Source organism: Veillonella atypica (assembly GCF_041431435.1).
Taxonomy (GTDB): Bacteria; Bacillota; Negativicutes; order Veillonellales; family Veillonellaceae; genus Veillonella; species Veillonella atypica.
Genome location: NZ_JAPVXV010000001.1, coordinates 532,962 through 548,631 on the forward strand (window position 1 = coordinate 532,962; position 15,670 = coordinate 548,631).

Genomic DNA, 15,670 nt, shown 5'->3' on the forward strand with positions numbered 1-15,670 from the left:
AAATCCATGTGCGAAACAGGAAACAATCAAGTATTATGCAACAGTAGATTCTGCAGTAATATCAATTGTATGTTTGTCTTCAGATTTTTCTTCTTTCAACAATGGAGTCATGCTTTCAATACCAATACCCAATGTGAATAGGTTATGTAACCAAGCAGTTTGACTTGGAGGCATGAAACCAAGTACGCCACCACCTACAAGAGCACCATTGAAACCAACAATGCCATTGTAATTGGACTTGATGCGTTTCATCAAGGCCATAGAAATGCGGCGTAAATCTACAAGAGCTTGTAGATTATCAGAAGAAATCGTAACATTCGCAATTTTTTGTGCAATAGGAGCACCTTCATTCATTGCGATGCCCACATGTGCTTCAGAAATAGCTGGGGAATCATTGATACCATCCCCTACCATCATGACAGTATAACCTTCAGCTTTTGCTTGTTTTACATAAGCTGCTTTATCCTCTGGCAATACCTCTGCATGCACTTCATCGATACCGAGTTCATCAGCTACGCGTTGCGCATTGCGTTTAGAGTCACCAGTCATCATGACAATCTTTTTAATGCCTAAAGCATGTAAATCAGCAATAACTTGTTTAGATTCATCGCGTACAGGGTCTTTAATACAAATAACCGCTGCTAGTGTACCTCCAATAGCGAGGTAAATATGGGAAGATGAATTTGGTAAATTATTGAACTTTTCTTGTTCATCTGCAGGAATCTTTGTTTTTTCATCATCAAAGATGTAGTGAGCACTACCAATGCGTACACGGTAGCGGCCAACTTTAGATGCAATACCATGAGCTACAACGTATTCTACGTCGGAGTGCATTTCCTTGTGAGGCAAGGAATGATCCTTAGCAGCACGTACAATTGCTTTTGCCATGGAGTGAGGGAAATGTTCCTCAATACATGCAGCCAATTTTAACATTTCATCTGCATCATGACCATTAAATGGAATGATTTGTTCAAACTCAGGTTCTGCTTTTGTAAGAGTACCTGTTTTATCGAATACAATCATATCTGCTTGTGCAATTTGTTCTAAGAATTTACCGCCTTTAACAGTGATACCGCGTTTAGATGCTTCTTGCATAGCGGAAAGTACTGCTAATGGAATGGATAATTTTAGAGCACAAGAGAAGTCAACCATTACGAAAGACAATGCTTTCATCACATTACGAGTCAACAAATATGTTAAACCAGCACCAATAAAGCTTATTGGAACTAATTTATCAGCCATGCGATATGCTTGTTGTTCCATACCGGATTTCATTTGTTCAGATTCTTCGATAAGGTTAACGATTTTTTCGTAACGAGAAGATTTAGATGTGCTACGTACTTCTACAATAGCTTTACCGTCTTCAACAACAGTACCTGCATATACAGAACTGTCTTGATCGCGACGAACCGCTTCTGGTTCACCAGTCATGGAGCTTTCATTAACAAGAACAACACCATCGATAACGACGCCATCCAATGGAATCACTTCGCCTTGGCGAATAATGATTTTATCACCTGCCACAACTTCGTTAACTGGCTTGCTCACTTCAATGTCGTCAACTAAAACCCATACTTTATCAACATTCAAAGACATGCTTTGAGCAAGATTCAATACAGATTTACGGTGAGTCCATTCTTCTAAGATATCGCCAATACCTAATAGGTACATAACAGCACCAGCTGTAGGATAATCTTTTTGAAGTAAAGCTGCACCAATAGCAACACCGTCGAGAACCTCTACGGTTAACTTACGTTGCCACAATGTTTTAATCGCTTTGCCGATAAATTTAATACCGTCAAACCATGCCCATGCTGCCGCAATCGGTGCAGGTAACACTGCTTTTTTACCTAAGTAAATAGCAGTGCGATTAATCATCATTTCACGATATTTTTTATTTACCAAGCGCGGAGAGTATTCATTCAAAGCAGGAGCTTCGGACAAATCTAAATCGCGTAGACCTAACACCGCATCACGTACAGATTCAGAATCGCCAGTATGTTTAATGACGATCTGACTGCTACGTGTATAGAAGGTTACGTCTAAAATTGCATCATTAAGTAATAATGTATCCTCTACATAAGCAGCTTCAGCTTCTGTAAAGCGATGACCTGTTACCTTAATATGCAAGCGATTTCTGAGTTTTCGTACAACAGAAAATTGTAACATAGTTAAATCCTTCTATTATTTATTTTCTTCAAAGATTTCTTCGTTGCGTGCTTCGTTGATTTCTTGAGCTTCTGCCAATACATCAGATGCGGAAGCTTGTACTTTTTCAGCAGTTTCCAATACAGTTTCTTTAGCGCGAAGGCCAGCTGCTACGATACCAGCATATACTTTTTTAGCGTCTTTAGAAGTCAACACTTTAAGACCTACAGTACCCAATGCAAGACCTGCTGCGAATAAGTTAGCGTTTTTAAGATTGTTTTGATTGAAGTTGAACATGATAATATCCCTTTCTACTAAATATATAAAAATTTACTTACTATATTTGAAAAGAGGAGCCATTATAGAGACCCCTCTTTCAAATTCAGAATTCGTATTAGCTTACTTAGCGGTACGTTTAATACCAAGCGCCTTGTTCGAACCATCACAGCTGCAGTTACCACCGCAACTAGAAGATTTTTTGGAGCCACCGCTACCACAGCCGCAGCCACCCTTACCAGACACTTGTTTATAAATTTTTGTACCAAGATAAGCCAATGCTAATATCACTATGAGTCCTATAATTAGGTTATCCATTATAATTCCTTCTTTCTCAATATCCACCAAATTTTCATAAATTGATATATGATAAATGAGTTAAAAGCAATATATTTGGATATTTCCCTTTTCTCATTATCATTTAACCACAAATAATGATAATTGGCAAGAGCTATTTTAAATTTTTTCTATAATTAAATTACATTATGTCAATACAATTTAGTTCTAGGTATCTAAGGAATGTAAACCATAGTGATTAACTACGCTTTAATTAGAAGCCTAGTGCCAAACCAATATTGTAGAAAATAAAGCATGCAATCCATGCGAAAGCATTTTCATAACAGAACATGAATAACATCCATTTCCAAGAACCAGTTTCGCGTTTAATAACTGCTAGCGCTGCGATACATGGCGGGTAAATCAAGATGAATAGCATTAATGTTAATGCAATCAATGGTGTAAAGTGTGGATCATTTTGTAAGTAATCAGTCAATGCTTGAGGATGATCTGTATCGCCACCTACTGCATAGATAGTACCCAATGTAGATACAACAACTTCTTTAGCCGCTAAACCAGCCACAAGAGATACACCGATTTTCCAGTCAAAGCCTAATGGTTTAAGAACTGGGTTGATTGCTTTACCGAACATAGCAGCATAGGATTGTTCCAATTTTTCAGAATTTTTTTCTTCGTCAATTTTTTGATTTTCATCATCTAAATTAGCGCTATTTTTATACATAGCCCATGCTACTGGGAATAATTGTTCATTTTGTTCTTTAATGTCATTGAACAATTCAGGTGCTTCAGAATCATCTTCTACTTCGATTTCAGGAGCAGCTTCTCCAGCATCCTCTGCTTGTGTAGTAGCATCTGCTACAGTAGATTTCATATTATCTACGATTTCATTAACTTGGTCTTTTTGTTCATCTGTAGCGATACCAAAATGAGCCAAAGTTTCTGCATCTTTCATTTCATATGTTTGAGCTACTTGATCATGCAATGCATCATAATCTTTGGAGTATTCTACATCCATTGGATATGTTGTGATGAACCATACGAGGATGGAAGCAGCAAGGATGAAAGTACCTGCTTTTTTAAGGTACATAATACCACGTTCAAACATATGAGTTAATGTAGCTTTTAAAGTTGGTAAATGATATGGAGGCAATTCCATTACGAATGGTTCTGCTTCGCCAGCAAATAAATATTTGCGGAAAATTTTAGCAAATACGATACCAAATACAATACCTAATGCATACACAGCAAATACTACAGTACCAGCCCATTCAGGAGGGAAAAATGCTGCTGCAAACAAAGTATAAACAGGTAAGCGTGCAGAACAACTCATGAATGGAGTAATTAAGATTGTTACCATACGATCTTTGTAGTTATCAAGGATACGTGCACCCATTACGGATGGTACGGAACAACCAAAACCTAATAATAAAGGAATAAACGATTTACCATGTAAACCACAAGCGCGCATTACACGGTCAATAACGAAGGCAGCACGTGCCATATACCCTGTATCTTCCAAGAAAGAGATACCAAGGAATAATAATAGAATTAATGGTACGAAGGATAATACAGCACCTACACCGGCGATGATACCATCAGAAATAAGTGATTGTAACTGACCTTCTGGAATAACTGTTACAACCCATGCTTGTAATGCAGTAAAGCCATCTTCAATCCAACCTTGAGGAATAGCACCTACAGTATTTACAAAGTTAAATAGTAACCACATTACAACCATAAAAATTGACAAACCAAGAATACGGTGAGTTAAAATTTTATCATAACGGTCAGAACGCGTTTCTAATTGTGTAGGAGCCTGTGTTAAACATGTATTATATACTTCTACTGCGAAGCGGTGACGATATTCTTGGAATATTACATCAAGATCGACTTGATCTTTGATTTCTTCACGAATCGCTTTCGCTTTTTCAATAACAGCTTCTGTATTTTCAAAGCGCATAACTTTGCCAATAACGTCCGCATCTTTTTCTAACAACTTAACAGCAACCCAACGAAGTGGATATGTAACAGTACCAGCTTGTTTTAGTTCTTCTACAAGTTCACTAATTTTGCCTTCTAACAAATCACCATAGTTAATTGTTACACCAGGAGCTTTTTGAGAAGCAGCTACACTAACTGTTGCTTCTAGCAACTCTTTTGTACCAATATTAGTACGACCTACTGTGCTAACAATTGTAGCCCCTGTCATTTCTGCCATTTTTTTTAGGTCGTATTTAATGCCCATATCTTCAGCAACATCAGACATGTTTAGAGCAATAACCATTGGCTTTTCAAGTTCCAATAATTGTGCAGCTAAATATAAGTTACGTTCCAAATTAGATGCATCAAGAACATTAACAATTACATCTGGGTTATCATTTACGATAACATTACGCGCTACTAACTCATCCAAGGAACGTGCAGTTAAGCTATATGTACCTGGCAAGTCAATAAACAATAACTCATGGCCATCAAATTTCTTATAGCCTTCCTTTTTTTCTACTGTAACGCCGGCATAGTTACCAACGTGTTGCTTCGCCCCTGTGATATTGTTAAACATTGTAGTTTTACCACAGTTAGGGTTACCTGCTAAGGCAATTCGAATTTGCCCTTTTTCTGCCATGTGAACCTCCTATTGAACCTCTACATCAATCATGCCAGCTTCGCTATTACGAAGTGCTAATTCAAAGTTTTTTACTTTGATTTCCACCGGATCCCCCAAAGGGGCAAACTTCATAACATGGATTTTTGTACCATGTACAAGACCCATGTCAATTAGACGATGCTTAACGTTGCCACTGCCATGTAGTGTAACAATAAGACCAGACTCACCTGGTTTCATGTCTTTTAACTTTTTGATAGCCATACGACACCTCCTAATTATTGTACCTAACAACCTCATATTAAACACACCAAATAATAATGCGTATTAATATCTTAAACTATTATATCATGAGAGTTCATAATTTCAACAATAATTATCATTTTGTTATTCAAAATATTTATATTTATTATTAAATATGATTATACCTATTTTAAAAACATACCAAACGTACTTATAAAATAAGGGTCTATCCATTTTAATATTATATACACAATAAGATTTCTCATTACCGAAAATGATAATTAAGGTTATCTTGTTATCAATTTATTATACATTCATTCTCATTTTCATACTTGCGTTTCAAGAATTGCTTGTCATTATTAAGACTTCTAATCTCAATTTCACCTATCAAATTCTCATTTTCTAAATTTTATTCATTTAATTAGATGTTATTCAACACTCATTATTCTCCCTAGAATATTCTATAATGATATAAATTTGCTCCACTCTAATAGATTGGGTATAATTAATATAATATGTATTAAAGAAAGGACGACACATGAAATCTTTTAAATCCTTAGGCGTTTGCGACGAACTTATTAGCACCTTACAAAAACAAGGCATAAAAGAACCAACGCCGATTCAAGAACAATCGATTCCTATCGTCTTCAAAGGCAATGATATTATTGCAAAGGCACAAACAGGAACAGGAAAAACATTAGCCTTCTTATTGCCTATATTGCAACGCATTCACACAGATGTACATCAAGAACAAGTACTGATTATCGCACCAACACGGGAACTCATTAAACAAATTTCCGACGAAGCAAAGGTGCTAGGCGCTGTGTTGGATGTCGATATTCTTCCGCTCATCGGTGGTAAAACGATTGAATCCCAATTACAACAACTTGGTAGACGTCCTCACGTTATCCTAGGTACACCAGGTCGCTTATTGGACCACGCTAAGCGCGGCTCCCTCCATCTCGATTCGATCCGTCGCGTAGTGTTAGATGAAGCGGATCAAATGCTTCACATGGGATTTTTACCAGACATAGAAAATCTAATCGGTCAAACAGATGCGAATCGACAATTGTTACTCTTCTCTGCTACAATTCCGGACAAGATACGCAACCTAGCAAAAGCATATATGACAAAACCGGTATCTGTAACAGCGGAAGGTAAACACATTACACTAGACTCAATTGACCAACGCGTATATATGATGAATCCAGAGGATAAAACACCTCGCCTCATCAAGATGATCCAAGAAGATAATCCATATTTGGCAATCGTGTTCTGTAACAAGCGAGAAGGCGCCATTCGACTATCCTACGAGTTGACAGCTGCAGGTCTCAACATTGCTGAAATGCACGGCGACCTAACACAGGGCCGACGCACACAAATACTTCGAGACTTTGCCAAGGCAAAAACACAAATTTTGGTGGCTACTGATATTGCAGCGCGCGGCATCGATATTGAGGGCATCACTCATGTATACAACTATGATGTACCTCATGATGTAGATTACTACATCCATCGTATCGGTCGTACAGGTCGTGCAGGTAATTCTGGTATAGCCGTTACATTTGCTACGCCAGCCGATGAATCTTGGTTACGACGCATAGAACGTGCGATCCAAGCAACCTTAACAAAATACACAAAAGATGGGCAAATCAAAACTAAAGGTAATGCCAGCACTGCGCCAAAACGCAAAAAAGCAACATCAAAACCTAAAATCACAAGTTCCTATCAATCTACAAAGGCAAAAGCCCATAAGGCTCGAGGCCATAAGGGTTCCAATACTCGACAACGCCGTACCTCTACATCACAAACAGGTCGACGTGGCAATCGAAGATAACACAAAAATGCGTGTAGCATATCATAAGCTACACGCATTTTTTATGTGCAATTATTTATTTTGATTTGCATAGATACTCGGTACACCCTCTACATCCATGCACTGCGTCTTGCAAGCTAAACGATTACTACAAACCCATGTAGTACGTCCTCTCATCTGTTGCTTTACAAAATATCCTTTTTTGCATCGAGGGCATATATATTGCTTTGACTCTTCCGGAACCTCCAGATTTGAATCCTCGTTTTGACCACCACCTACAGGTTGAGTATATCGACAAGACGGATAATTAGTACAACCTAAAAAGGCGCCAAACTTACCACTCCGCCGTTGTAATCGCCCCTTCTTACAGGATGGACACTCAGGTAAATCCTTCAGATTTACTTGATTGGCATCCATAGGCCGTCTTGCATTTTGATTCGAAATGGTACGGACCACATTGGGCATCATTTGATCACGACTTACCAGTTTATCAAAACCAAGTTTATCAATTAAGTGTTGTAAAAATTGAATCTGATCTTTTAGGAATGACTCCAGTGTATCCTCCCCCTCACTCATAAGAGCAAGACGTTCCTCCCAAATGGCTGTTTCATCAGGATATAATAATTCATCAGGCAATGCATCTACCAAAAGATATCCCGTATCGGTAGGAGATAACACCTGTTTCTTACCAGATGTCTTCATAAACCCACGACTGATTAATTCATCAATAATATTTGCCCGCGTCGCTTCCGTTCCAATACCGGATACGGCCTTCAATTGTTTCTTCAACTCTTCATTCTTAACAAACTTATGAATTTCCTTCATCGCTTGTAATAATGTAGAAGGCGTAAATCGAGAGGGCGGTTTTGTTTGTTTTGACTCTACAGATGAATCCGTATATTTAACTGAGTCATTCTTTTTAACCGACGGCAAATGATCTGCTTCTTCGATAGCATCCTTTTTAGGCCCCGATTCTGCACCTCGTTCATCGGTTAAGTCCGGTTCATCACCATCTGCGTTAGTCTTAGACTTTTGACGCTTATATAAGGACTTCCAGCCTTCTTCAATAACAACGCGACCATTGGCAACGAATTCTTCCTCGCATTGACCAACTACAATCCTTGTTTGCTCATATACATGTTCTCCATAAAATTGAGCAATATAGGCCTGACTGATGAGAAAGTAAATATTACGTTCTGCTTGAGTTAGGCTGTTTACATTACAAGCAACTGTGGTTGGAATGATGGCATGATGGGCAGTAATCTTTTTGTCATTCCATGCACGACTCTTAATATTTCTATCCGCATTTTGTGCCCATTGTGAAAGTTTTTCATCCCCCGATTGCGCTAAATTGCTGAGAATAGCCATACGATCACCATATTGATTAGGTGGCAAGTATTCACAATCAGAACGAGGATACGTGGTCAATTTTTTCTCGTATAATTTCTGTGCCGTATCAAGTACAGTTTGAGGGTCATAAGAGTATGCCTTCCCTGCCAACACTTGTAATGACGATAGTGATAATGGCAACCGTTGTAAATCTTTCTTCTTGGATTTTGTAACGGATTTTACCACACCATCAAGGCTTGATGCTAGCTGTTGCACTAAGCTTTCAGCAACCCCTTTATTAATGAGACGCCCATCTGGATCTAATCCTTTTTGTTCATCCTTAGGTTGCCACGTTGCCCAAAAGGTACCATTCTCATGGGTATATAAAATTTTAACGGTAAAATAATCAACCGGTTTAAAGTCGGCTAATTCTCGCTCACGACGTACTACGAGTGCTAGTGTCGGTGTTTTTACACGGCCTATAGGCAATGTTACCTTATTCCCCTTATACCGTTCAGATAATGTATAGGCCCTCGATAAATTCATCCCGATTAACCAATCGGCACGCGCTCTAGCTAATGCAGATTGATATAGATTGTGAAAGTCCTTATTATCGCGCAAATCACCTAATGCCGATTTTACAGATTTCTCGTCCAATGCATTTAATAAAATCCGTTGCACCGGTTTTGTATTGCCTACAAAATACAAAACCTCATCGACTAATAACTGACCTTCTCTATCCGGGTCACCCGCGTTGACAATAATATCGGCCTTTCCAATCAGCTCTTTTACAGTTTCAAACTGTTGACGACTGCTATCGGTTACGAGTAATTTCCACTCAGTAGGTACAATTGGTAAGTCTTGAGGACGCCAACGAATATATTTATCGTCATAGTCACCAGGCTCGGCTTGATGTAATACATGCCCTACAACCCATGTAACAACATCGTCACCTTGGATAAAATAACCATTGCGTTTTTGTATATTCTTATTTTCCGGCAAACATTTACTGATTTCTCGAGCCATGGATGGCTTTTCTGCAATAAATAACCGCATGGTCCCCTCCTTAACGTACATATGGCGACCATCCCCGTAGTCGCTCTTTGAAATCTCATTATACTACAATTTAGTGGTCATAACTACCAAAATCATGTATAATTTTAAAGATATGAATAATGTGAAAATTGTACAATACAATTAAACTTTCACAAGCGAAACAACAGAGGTGAATTATGACATTTTTAGAAGAAGTACAACGTCGTCGTACGTTTGCTATCATATCTCACCCGGATGCGGGTAAAACAACATTAACAGAAAAATTACTTTTATACGGTGGCGCTATTCACTTGGCAGGCTCCGTTAAGTCTCGAAAAACGGCAAAACATGCTGTATCTGACTGGATGGAAATCGAAAAGCAACGTGGTATCTCTGTAACGAGTTCCGTATTGCAATTCGACTACGATGGATGTCGCGTAAACATCCTCGATACACCTGGTCACCAAGACTTCTCCGAAGATACCTACCGTACATTGATGGCTGCCGATAGTGCAGTCATGCTCATCGACGTAGCAAAAGGTGTGGAAGCACAAACTAAAAAACTATTTGCTGTTTCTAAAGAACGGGGTATTCCGATTTTTACATTCGTAAATAAAATTGACCATTTTGGTCGTAATCCATTCGATTTGATGGAAGAAATCGAAAACGTTCTCGGCATCCGTACATGCCCTATGAACTGGCCTATCGGTATCAACGGTGAATACAAGGGCGTATACGATAGAGAACATGAAACGATCGAGCTCTTTGCTAAGGATGAAACACATGGTCAAGAAAAGTTAGCCTCTGAAAAAGGTGCATTAACTGACCCTCGTATGAAAGAATTATTAGGTGACGATGTATATCAAGCATTGCTTGATGATATCGAATTATTAGATGTTGCAGGCGATCCATTCGACTTTGATAAGGTGCGCGCCGGCGAATTGACACCGATGTTCTTCGGCTCCGCTATGACAAACTTTGGGGTAAAACCATTCTTAGAAAAATTCTTAGAACTCGCTCCATCCCCAGCTCCACGTCAAGCTATCGAAGAGGTTGTACAACCTACAAGCGAAGACTTTTCGGCATTAGTATTTAAAATTCAAGCCAATATGGACCCTAATCACCATGATCGCATCGTATTTATGCGTATCTGCTCTGGTAAATTTGAAAAGGGCATGTCTGTATTGCATCGCCAATCGAATAAGACGATTCGCTTATCACAACCACAACAATTCTTGGCTACAGAACGTACCATTGTAGAAGATGCGTATCCTGGCGATATTATCGGTGTCTTCGACGCCGGCACAATGGGTGTAGGCGATACACTATGTGCACAAAAGCACAAGGTTACATTTGGCGACTTCCCTGTCTTCCCACCTGAATTCTTTGCTCGTGTATCACCAAAAGATACGATGAAACGCAAACAATTCCAAAAAGGCATGACACAACTTGCCCAAGAAGGGGCTGTTCAAATCTTTGAACAATCAGGTGCTCTCGACTCCTTCGTAGTTGGCGCTGTTGGTATGCTTCAATTTGAAGTATTGGAATACCGCCTAAAAAATGAATACGGTGTCGATTTATTAAATCATACATTGCCATACAGTGTGGCACGCTGGATTGACGGAGACGTAGATACATCCACACTAAAAGGTCTAGATAATGCAATGATCGTAAAGGATAACCGTGACCGCACCGTTGTACTCATCGCCAACGAATGGCAAATGGGTTGGGTTCTAGAACGTAATCCAGATATTACATTCTTAACAACACCAAAATTACATAATGAGATTTAATTAAATCGTAGTTCACTATATAAATGGCGAAGGCCCTTTCTATCGAGCCTTCGCCATTTCAGTCTCACGTTCATACAATCAAAAGTTTTTCTATTCTCATTAGAGGAATTTATAAGGAAGTCGTAGAATATATAATCTATACATATTTTGTATACATGATAAATTCTATAGTATTTAATTGGTTGTTCATGATACAATGTAATAAATTATTTTTATTTGTTAAAAGGAGTGATTTTATGCCACTGATTGACCTAAAGTTAGTCAACGATGTATGGACACTAAACCTGTCCATGATTCAAACTGTGGGCCTCGCTGTAATTACCTTATTCATAGGTACTTGGATTAATAAACATTCCAAGTTTTTACAACGCATGTGTATGCCAGCACCAGCTGTAGGGGCTCTACCATTTGCATTTTTAACTGCTATTCTTTCTTATTATCATATTTTGGATATTAAATTTGAAGGTTCCTTGCAAACCTTTTTAATGCTTGCCTTCTTTACTACCATCGGTTTGATGGCTTCCTTAAAGGTATTGAAAAAAGGCGGTATTTTCATTATCTTCTTCTTCCTTGCTTGTGCCGTGTGGATTGTAGTTCAAAATACTGCAGGTATCGCCATTGCAAAAGCATTGGGTATTGAACCTATTATTGGTATCATGGCCGGTTCCGTATCCATGATTGGTGGTCTCGGTACGGCAGGTGCCTTCGGTCCATACTATGAACAATTACTTGGTATTCCAGGTACTGCATCTGCAGCCGTAGCAGCAGCTACATTTGGTATGGTAGCTGGTACGATTTTAGGTGCTCCAGTAGGAGAACGCATCATCAAAATGCATAAGGTAAAAACACCTTACGACAACCCTGAAACTATGGATGATGACAACATCGATTATATCGAAGATCACGTTGAAGGCGGCGGAAAGCAATTCAACTCTCAAGATTTGTTAACGATTTGTATGTGGATTGGCCTAGCTCTTGGCATTGGTACCATCGTAAGTGCAGGTTTATCTATCTTAACTCCATTACCTGCATACATTGGCTCTATGATTTGTGCAGCCATCATTCGTAACTTTGGTGACTTTACAAAATCCTACAAGATTAACGATGCTGCCCTTGATGCTGTATCTAATGTAGCATTGTCCCTATTCGTTACAATGGCAATCAATAGCTTGAAACTTGTACAATTAATCGACCTTGCATTACCACTTATTACAATCTTAGTTGCACAAATGGCGCTTATCTGTGTATTCGCATACATTATTTACTTCCTATTTGGTCGCAACTACGATTCCGTTATGCTCGGTGCAGGTGCTATCGGTTTCGGCTTAGGTGCTACGCCAAACGCATTGGTTAATATGTTATCCTTAGCAAGTAAACACGGCCCATCCCCTCGTGCATGGCTCGTTGTATCCTTGGTAGGTGCATTCTTAATCGACTTTGCTAATGCCTTTATTATTACAACAATGGCTGGCATTCTATACTAAAATGAAAGGACCCATTCGGGTCCTTTTTTATGCCAAAAGGTCCTAAGGATAATCCTTAGGACCTTTTAATTATATTATTTAATTAAGGCCGCCCACGCATTGGCTACATCGGCAAATTCTTGGAGGGTAAATGTCTCTCCTCTTCGTTGACCATCGATATTGGCTTTTGCTAAAAGCTCTTCAATTCGATCTTTAGAAAGCCCTGTCGTCTTCATTGTATTAGCAAATGTTTTACGTCGTTGTGCAAAACCAGCTTTCACAACGCGGAAGAATAGTTTCTCATCAATCACATCCACAGGAGGTTTATCACGCAATACACAGCGAATGACAGAACTCGTTACAGCTGGCGCTGGCAAGAAAGATTTTGGCGGAACATCTAACACGATATCGGGCTTAGTATAATACTGAACAGCCACCGATAGAGCACCGTAGTCCTTCGTACCTGGCTTTGCCACCATCCGTAAGGCTACTTCTTTTTGTACCATCACAACGAGGCGCTCTATAGGCAATCTACTTTCCAAAAGAGACATAATAATAGGCGTTGTAATGTAATATGGCAAATTAGCAACAACCTTGAACGGTTCATGATGCATAATGGACGGTACATCCAATTTCAACACATCCCCATGAACAATAGTCACGTTACTATATTGAGCTAGTGTCGTATCTAAAACCTCTAATAAACGCGTATCGAGCTCAATAGCCGTTACATTAGCACCACTTTGTGCTAAGCCTTGTGTAAGCGTGCCAATACCAGGACCAATTTCTAAAACAGGCTCTCCTTCTTGTAAATTCGCAGCTTTTACAATTTCATCAACAATGCCACGCTTAATCAGAAAATTCTGGCCCAACTTTTTGCTCATTTTAATATCAAAACGTTTACAGATATAATGAACTACTTCTGGACTCGCAATGATAGATTCAATCATGAATACTCCTATTCTAAATTTTATTACGAATTTAATACTATGTTTGTTGAAAGTATATTAACATCTTGAAACGGCTTGTTCATATTCATCACGACTGATGCCATAATGATTGAGTCGATATAAGAACTGTTTGCCATTTCCATATCCTATACCCAAAGCAGCACCAACGGTAGCTCGTTTATCAGCACTATAAGGAAATCCAGAAAGGCCATGTCGTACAAGATCTGCCATCGTAAATTCCTCGCTAGATACCAATGATTCTGTATGGAGTACGGATAAAGCCTTTATAATAGACTCTGGCGAAGCTTGTTCGATGCCAATATCATCATTTGCATAGGCCTCATCGCGAGGAACAAAGGCATGTTGTGCATTAGGAAATTTCTTTGTTAATACGCGACGTATACGTTCGCCAGCCGTATCTGGATCGGTAAGAATAATAATGCCCCGCTTCTCATAGGCTACGCGAATCTGTTCAATAACGCCCTTGCGCAAGGTAAATCCTTCCGTAGCAATACAATCAGCGTCAATAGCTTGATGTATACGTTGTATATCCGACTTTCCTTCTACTACAATAACCTCTTTTAACATAGGCCCTCCTTATATCTATTATATTATTGTAACATATATAGCATTGCTTAAATAGGTGTAATAGTTTAGTATAATATTATATAAAACTATAAAATAAGGAGATAATTGTGACATTACAACAATTGCGATATGTAACGACAATTGCCAATATCGGCAGTATTAGTGAGGCTGCAAAACGTTTATTCGTATCTCAGCCAAGCTTGACAAAAGCCATAAAAGAATTAGAAAAGGAGATGGGCATTACCATCTTCGATCGCACCAATAAGGGCATTACTGTATCTAAGGAGGGCGAGCGTTTTTTAGGATATGCACGCCAAGTATTAGAACAAGCTACGCTGTTAGAAGAACAATATAAGAGTAATAAAGGTGGAAAAAAACAATTTTCCGTATCTACACAACATTACTCCTTTGCAGTAAATGCTTTTATCGATCTTATCAATCAAAGCGATGTAGACTCTTATGATTTCTCGTTACGGGAAACACAAACCTATGAAATCATTGATGACGTAGCGCATATGAAAAGCGAAATCGGTCTTTTATATTACAATGATTTTAATCGACCTGTTTTAGAAAAATTGATTCATACTAACGAATTAACCTTTACAGAGCTATTCACGGCTAGCCCTCATATTTTTATCGGCAAACAACATCCATTAGCTACTAAAAAAATGGTCTCCATGAATGAATTGGAACCATATCCTTATGTATCATTTGAACAAGGCGACCATAATTCGTTCTATTTTTCCGAAGAAATTTTTAGTACTGTTGTGCGCCCAAAACATATACGCGTCCGTGATAGGGCCTCCCTCTTTAGTCTATTAATCGGCCTCAATGGATACACCGTATCAAGCGGCGTTATCGATAAGGAGTTCAATGGTGAAAGTATCATTTCCGTGCCCCTAGCAGAAGAAGGCATCATGCATATCGGCTACATTACTAACAATAAAATGCAGCGCAGTCGTTTAGGACAAGGATATATTAATGCCTTAGAGCAATATGTAAACAATTATGGCAAACATATTCAATTGCCCACCGAAAAATAAATCTTTCGATTCTACAAATCAAAATAACAAACTAAATCAGTACATCCTCTATACAGAAGGATGTACTTTTTCTTTATAACTAATGCC

Annotated in this window: 12 protein-coding genes; 4 read left to right on the forward strand and 8 right to left on the reverse strand. The window is 38.7% G+C overall.

Features of this window, described 5'->3' with window-relative positions; all coding sequences use genetic code 11:
* Positions 1-33: 33 nt before the first annotated feature.
* The 5 genes from O3598_RS02540 to O3598_RS02560 all read right to left on the reverse strand — a co-directional run bounded on the left by O3598_RS02540 (position 34) and on the right by O3598_RS02560 (position 5,587).
* Positions 34-2,169, reverse strand: a complete 2,136-nt coding sequence (locus tag O3598_RS02540; RefSeq protein WP_275249524.1) for a heavy metal translocating P-type ATPase — start codon at positions 2,167-2,169, stop codon at positions 34-36.
* Positions 2,170-2,184: 15 nt separating this feature from the next.
* The gene (locus O3598_RS02545) at positions 2,185-2,445 is read right to left on the reverse strand and encodes a DUF6110 family protein (protein ID WP_005376730.1); all 261 of its coding nucleotides are present in this window, start codon (positions 2,443-2,445) and stop codon (positions 2,185-2,187) included.
* Between the two features lie 102 nt (positions 2,446-2,547).
* Complete coding sequence (locus O3598_RS02550) at positions 2,548-2,742, reverse strand: FeoB-associated Cys-rich membrane protein (RefSeq protein WP_005380969.1); 195 nt, start codon at positions 2,740-2,742, stop codon at positions 2,548-2,550.
* Between the two features lie 232 nt (positions 2,743-2,974).
* Complete coding sequence (gene feoB, locus O3598_RS02555) at positions 2,975-5,344, reverse strand: ferrous iron transport protein B (RefSeq protein ID WP_371451644.1); 2,370 nt, start codon at positions 5,342-5,344, stop codon at positions 2,975-2,977.
* Between the two features lie 9 nt (positions 5,345-5,353).
* Positions 5,354-5,587, reverse strand: a complete 234-nt coding sequence (locus tag O3598_RS02560) for a FeoA family protein (protein WP_005376797.1) — start codon at positions 5,585-5,587, stop codon at positions 5,354-5,356.
* Positions 5,588-6,104: 517 nt separating this feature from the next.
* Between O3598_RS02560 and O3598_RS02565 the strand changes: the two genes are divergently transcribed.
* Positions 6,105-7,403: a DEAD/DEAH box helicase gene (locus O3598_RS02565; protein ID WP_005380914.1), complete on the forward strand. Its 1,299-nt coding sequence runs from the start codon at positions 6,105-6,107 to the stop codon at positions 7,401-7,403.
* A gap of 51 nt (positions 7,404-7,454) precedes the next feature.
* On the opposite strand, the gene O3598_RS02570 is transcribed toward O3598_RS02565, so the two are convergent.
* Entirely contained in the window at positions 7,455-9,767 is a 2,313-nt protein-coding gene (locus tag O3598_RS02570; protein ID WP_371451646.1) for a DNA topoisomerase 3, read from the reverse strand.
* 176 nt (positions 9,768-9,943) lie between these two features.
* Here O3598_RS02570 and O3598_RS02575 point away from each other — a divergent pair, with 176 nt between their 5' ends.
* Together O3598_RS02575 and O3598_RS02580 are read left to right on the forward strand one after the other, a co-directional pair.
* Positions 9,944-11,539, forward strand: coding sequence for a peptide chain release factor 3 (locus tag O3598_RS02575; protein WP_371451648.1), 1,596 nt, complete (start codon positions 9,944-9,946; stop codon positions 11,537-11,539).
* Between the two features lie 236 nt (positions 11,540-11,775).
* Positions 11,776-13,023, forward strand: coding sequence for a sodium/glutamate symporter (locus O3598_RS02580; protein WP_005378508.1), 1,248 nt, complete (start codon positions 11,776-11,778; stop codon positions 13,021-13,023).
* Positions 13,024-13,097: 74 nt separating this feature from the next.
* Here the strand turns inward: O3598_RS02580 and rsmA are convergent, their stop codons facing one another.
* Together rsmA and rnmV are read right to left on the reverse strand one after the other, a co-directional pair.
* Positions 13,098-13,952: a 16S rRNA (adenine(1518)-N(6)/adenine(1519)-N(6))-dimethyltransferase RsmA gene (gene rsmA / locus O3598_RS02585; RefSeq protein WP_371451650.1), complete on the reverse strand. Its 855-nt coding sequence runs from the start codon at positions 13,950-13,952 to the stop codon at positions 13,098-13,100.
* A gap of 57 nt (positions 13,953-14,009) precedes the next feature.
* On the reverse strand, positions 14,010-14,540 hold the full coding sequence (gene rnmV, locus O3598_RS02590) for a ribonuclease M5 (RefSeq protein WP_371451652.1): 531 nt from the start codon (positions 14,538-14,540) through the stop codon (positions 14,010-14,012).
* Positions 14,541-14,647: 107 nt separating this feature from the next.
* Here rnmV and O3598_RS02595 point away from each other — a divergent pair, with 107 nt between their 5' ends.
* Positions 14,648-15,583 carry a LysR family transcriptional regulator gene (locus O3598_RS02595; RefSeq protein WP_005380952.1) on the forward strand — a complete coding sequence of 312 codons (936 nt, stop codon included), beginning with the start codon at positions 14,648-14,650 and terminating at the stop codon, positions 15,581-15,583.
* Positions 15,584-15,670: the final 87 nt, after the last annotated feature.

Excerpts from the sequence above, each read along its gene's own strand:
- O3598_RS02580 (WP_005378508.1), top strand. The coding sequence starts at position 11,776 with ATGCCACTGATTGACCTAAAGTTAGTCAACGATGTATGGACACTAAAC.
- feoB (WP_371451644.1), bottom strand. The coding sequence starts at position 5,344 with ATGGCAGAAAAAGGGCAAATTCGAATTGCCTTAGCAGGTAACCCTAAC.
- O3598_RS02570 (WP_371451646.1), bottom strand. The coding sequence starts at position 9,767 with ATGCGGTTATTTATTGCAGAAAAGCCATCCATGGCTCGAGAAATCAGT.
- O3598_RS02540 (WP_275249524.1), bottom strand. The coding sequence starts at position 2,169 with ATGTTACAATTTTCTGTTGTACGAAAACTCAGAAATCGCTTGCATATT.
- O3598_RS02560 (WP_005376797.1), bottom strand. The coding sequence starts at position 5,587 with ATGGCTATCAAAAAGTTAAAAGACATGAAACCAGGTGAGTCTGGTCTT.
- O3598_RS02575 (WP_371451648.1), top strand. The coding sequence starts at position 9,944 with ATGACATTTTTAGAAGAAGTACAACGTCGTCGTACGTTTGCTATCATA.
- rsmA (WP_371451650.1), bottom strand. The coding sequence starts at position 13,952 with ATGATTGAATCTATCATTGCGAGTCCAGAAGTAGTTCATTATATCTGT.
- O3598_RS02565 (WP_005380914.1), top strand. The coding sequence starts at position 6,105 with ATGAAATCTTTTAAATCCTTAGGCGTTTGCGACGAACTTATTAGCACC.
- O3598_RS02545 (WP_005376730.1), bottom strand. The coding sequence starts at position 2,445 with ATGTTCAACTTCAATCAAAACAATCTTAAAAACGCTAACTTATTCGCA.
- rnmV (WP_371451652.1), bottom strand. The coding sequence starts at position 14,540 with ATGTTAAAAGAGGTTATTGTAGTAGAAGGAAAGTCGGATATACAACGT.
- O3598_RS02550 (WP_005380969.1), bottom strand. The coding sequence starts at position 2,742 with ATGGATAACCTAATTATAGGACTCATAGTGATATTAGCATTGGCTTAT.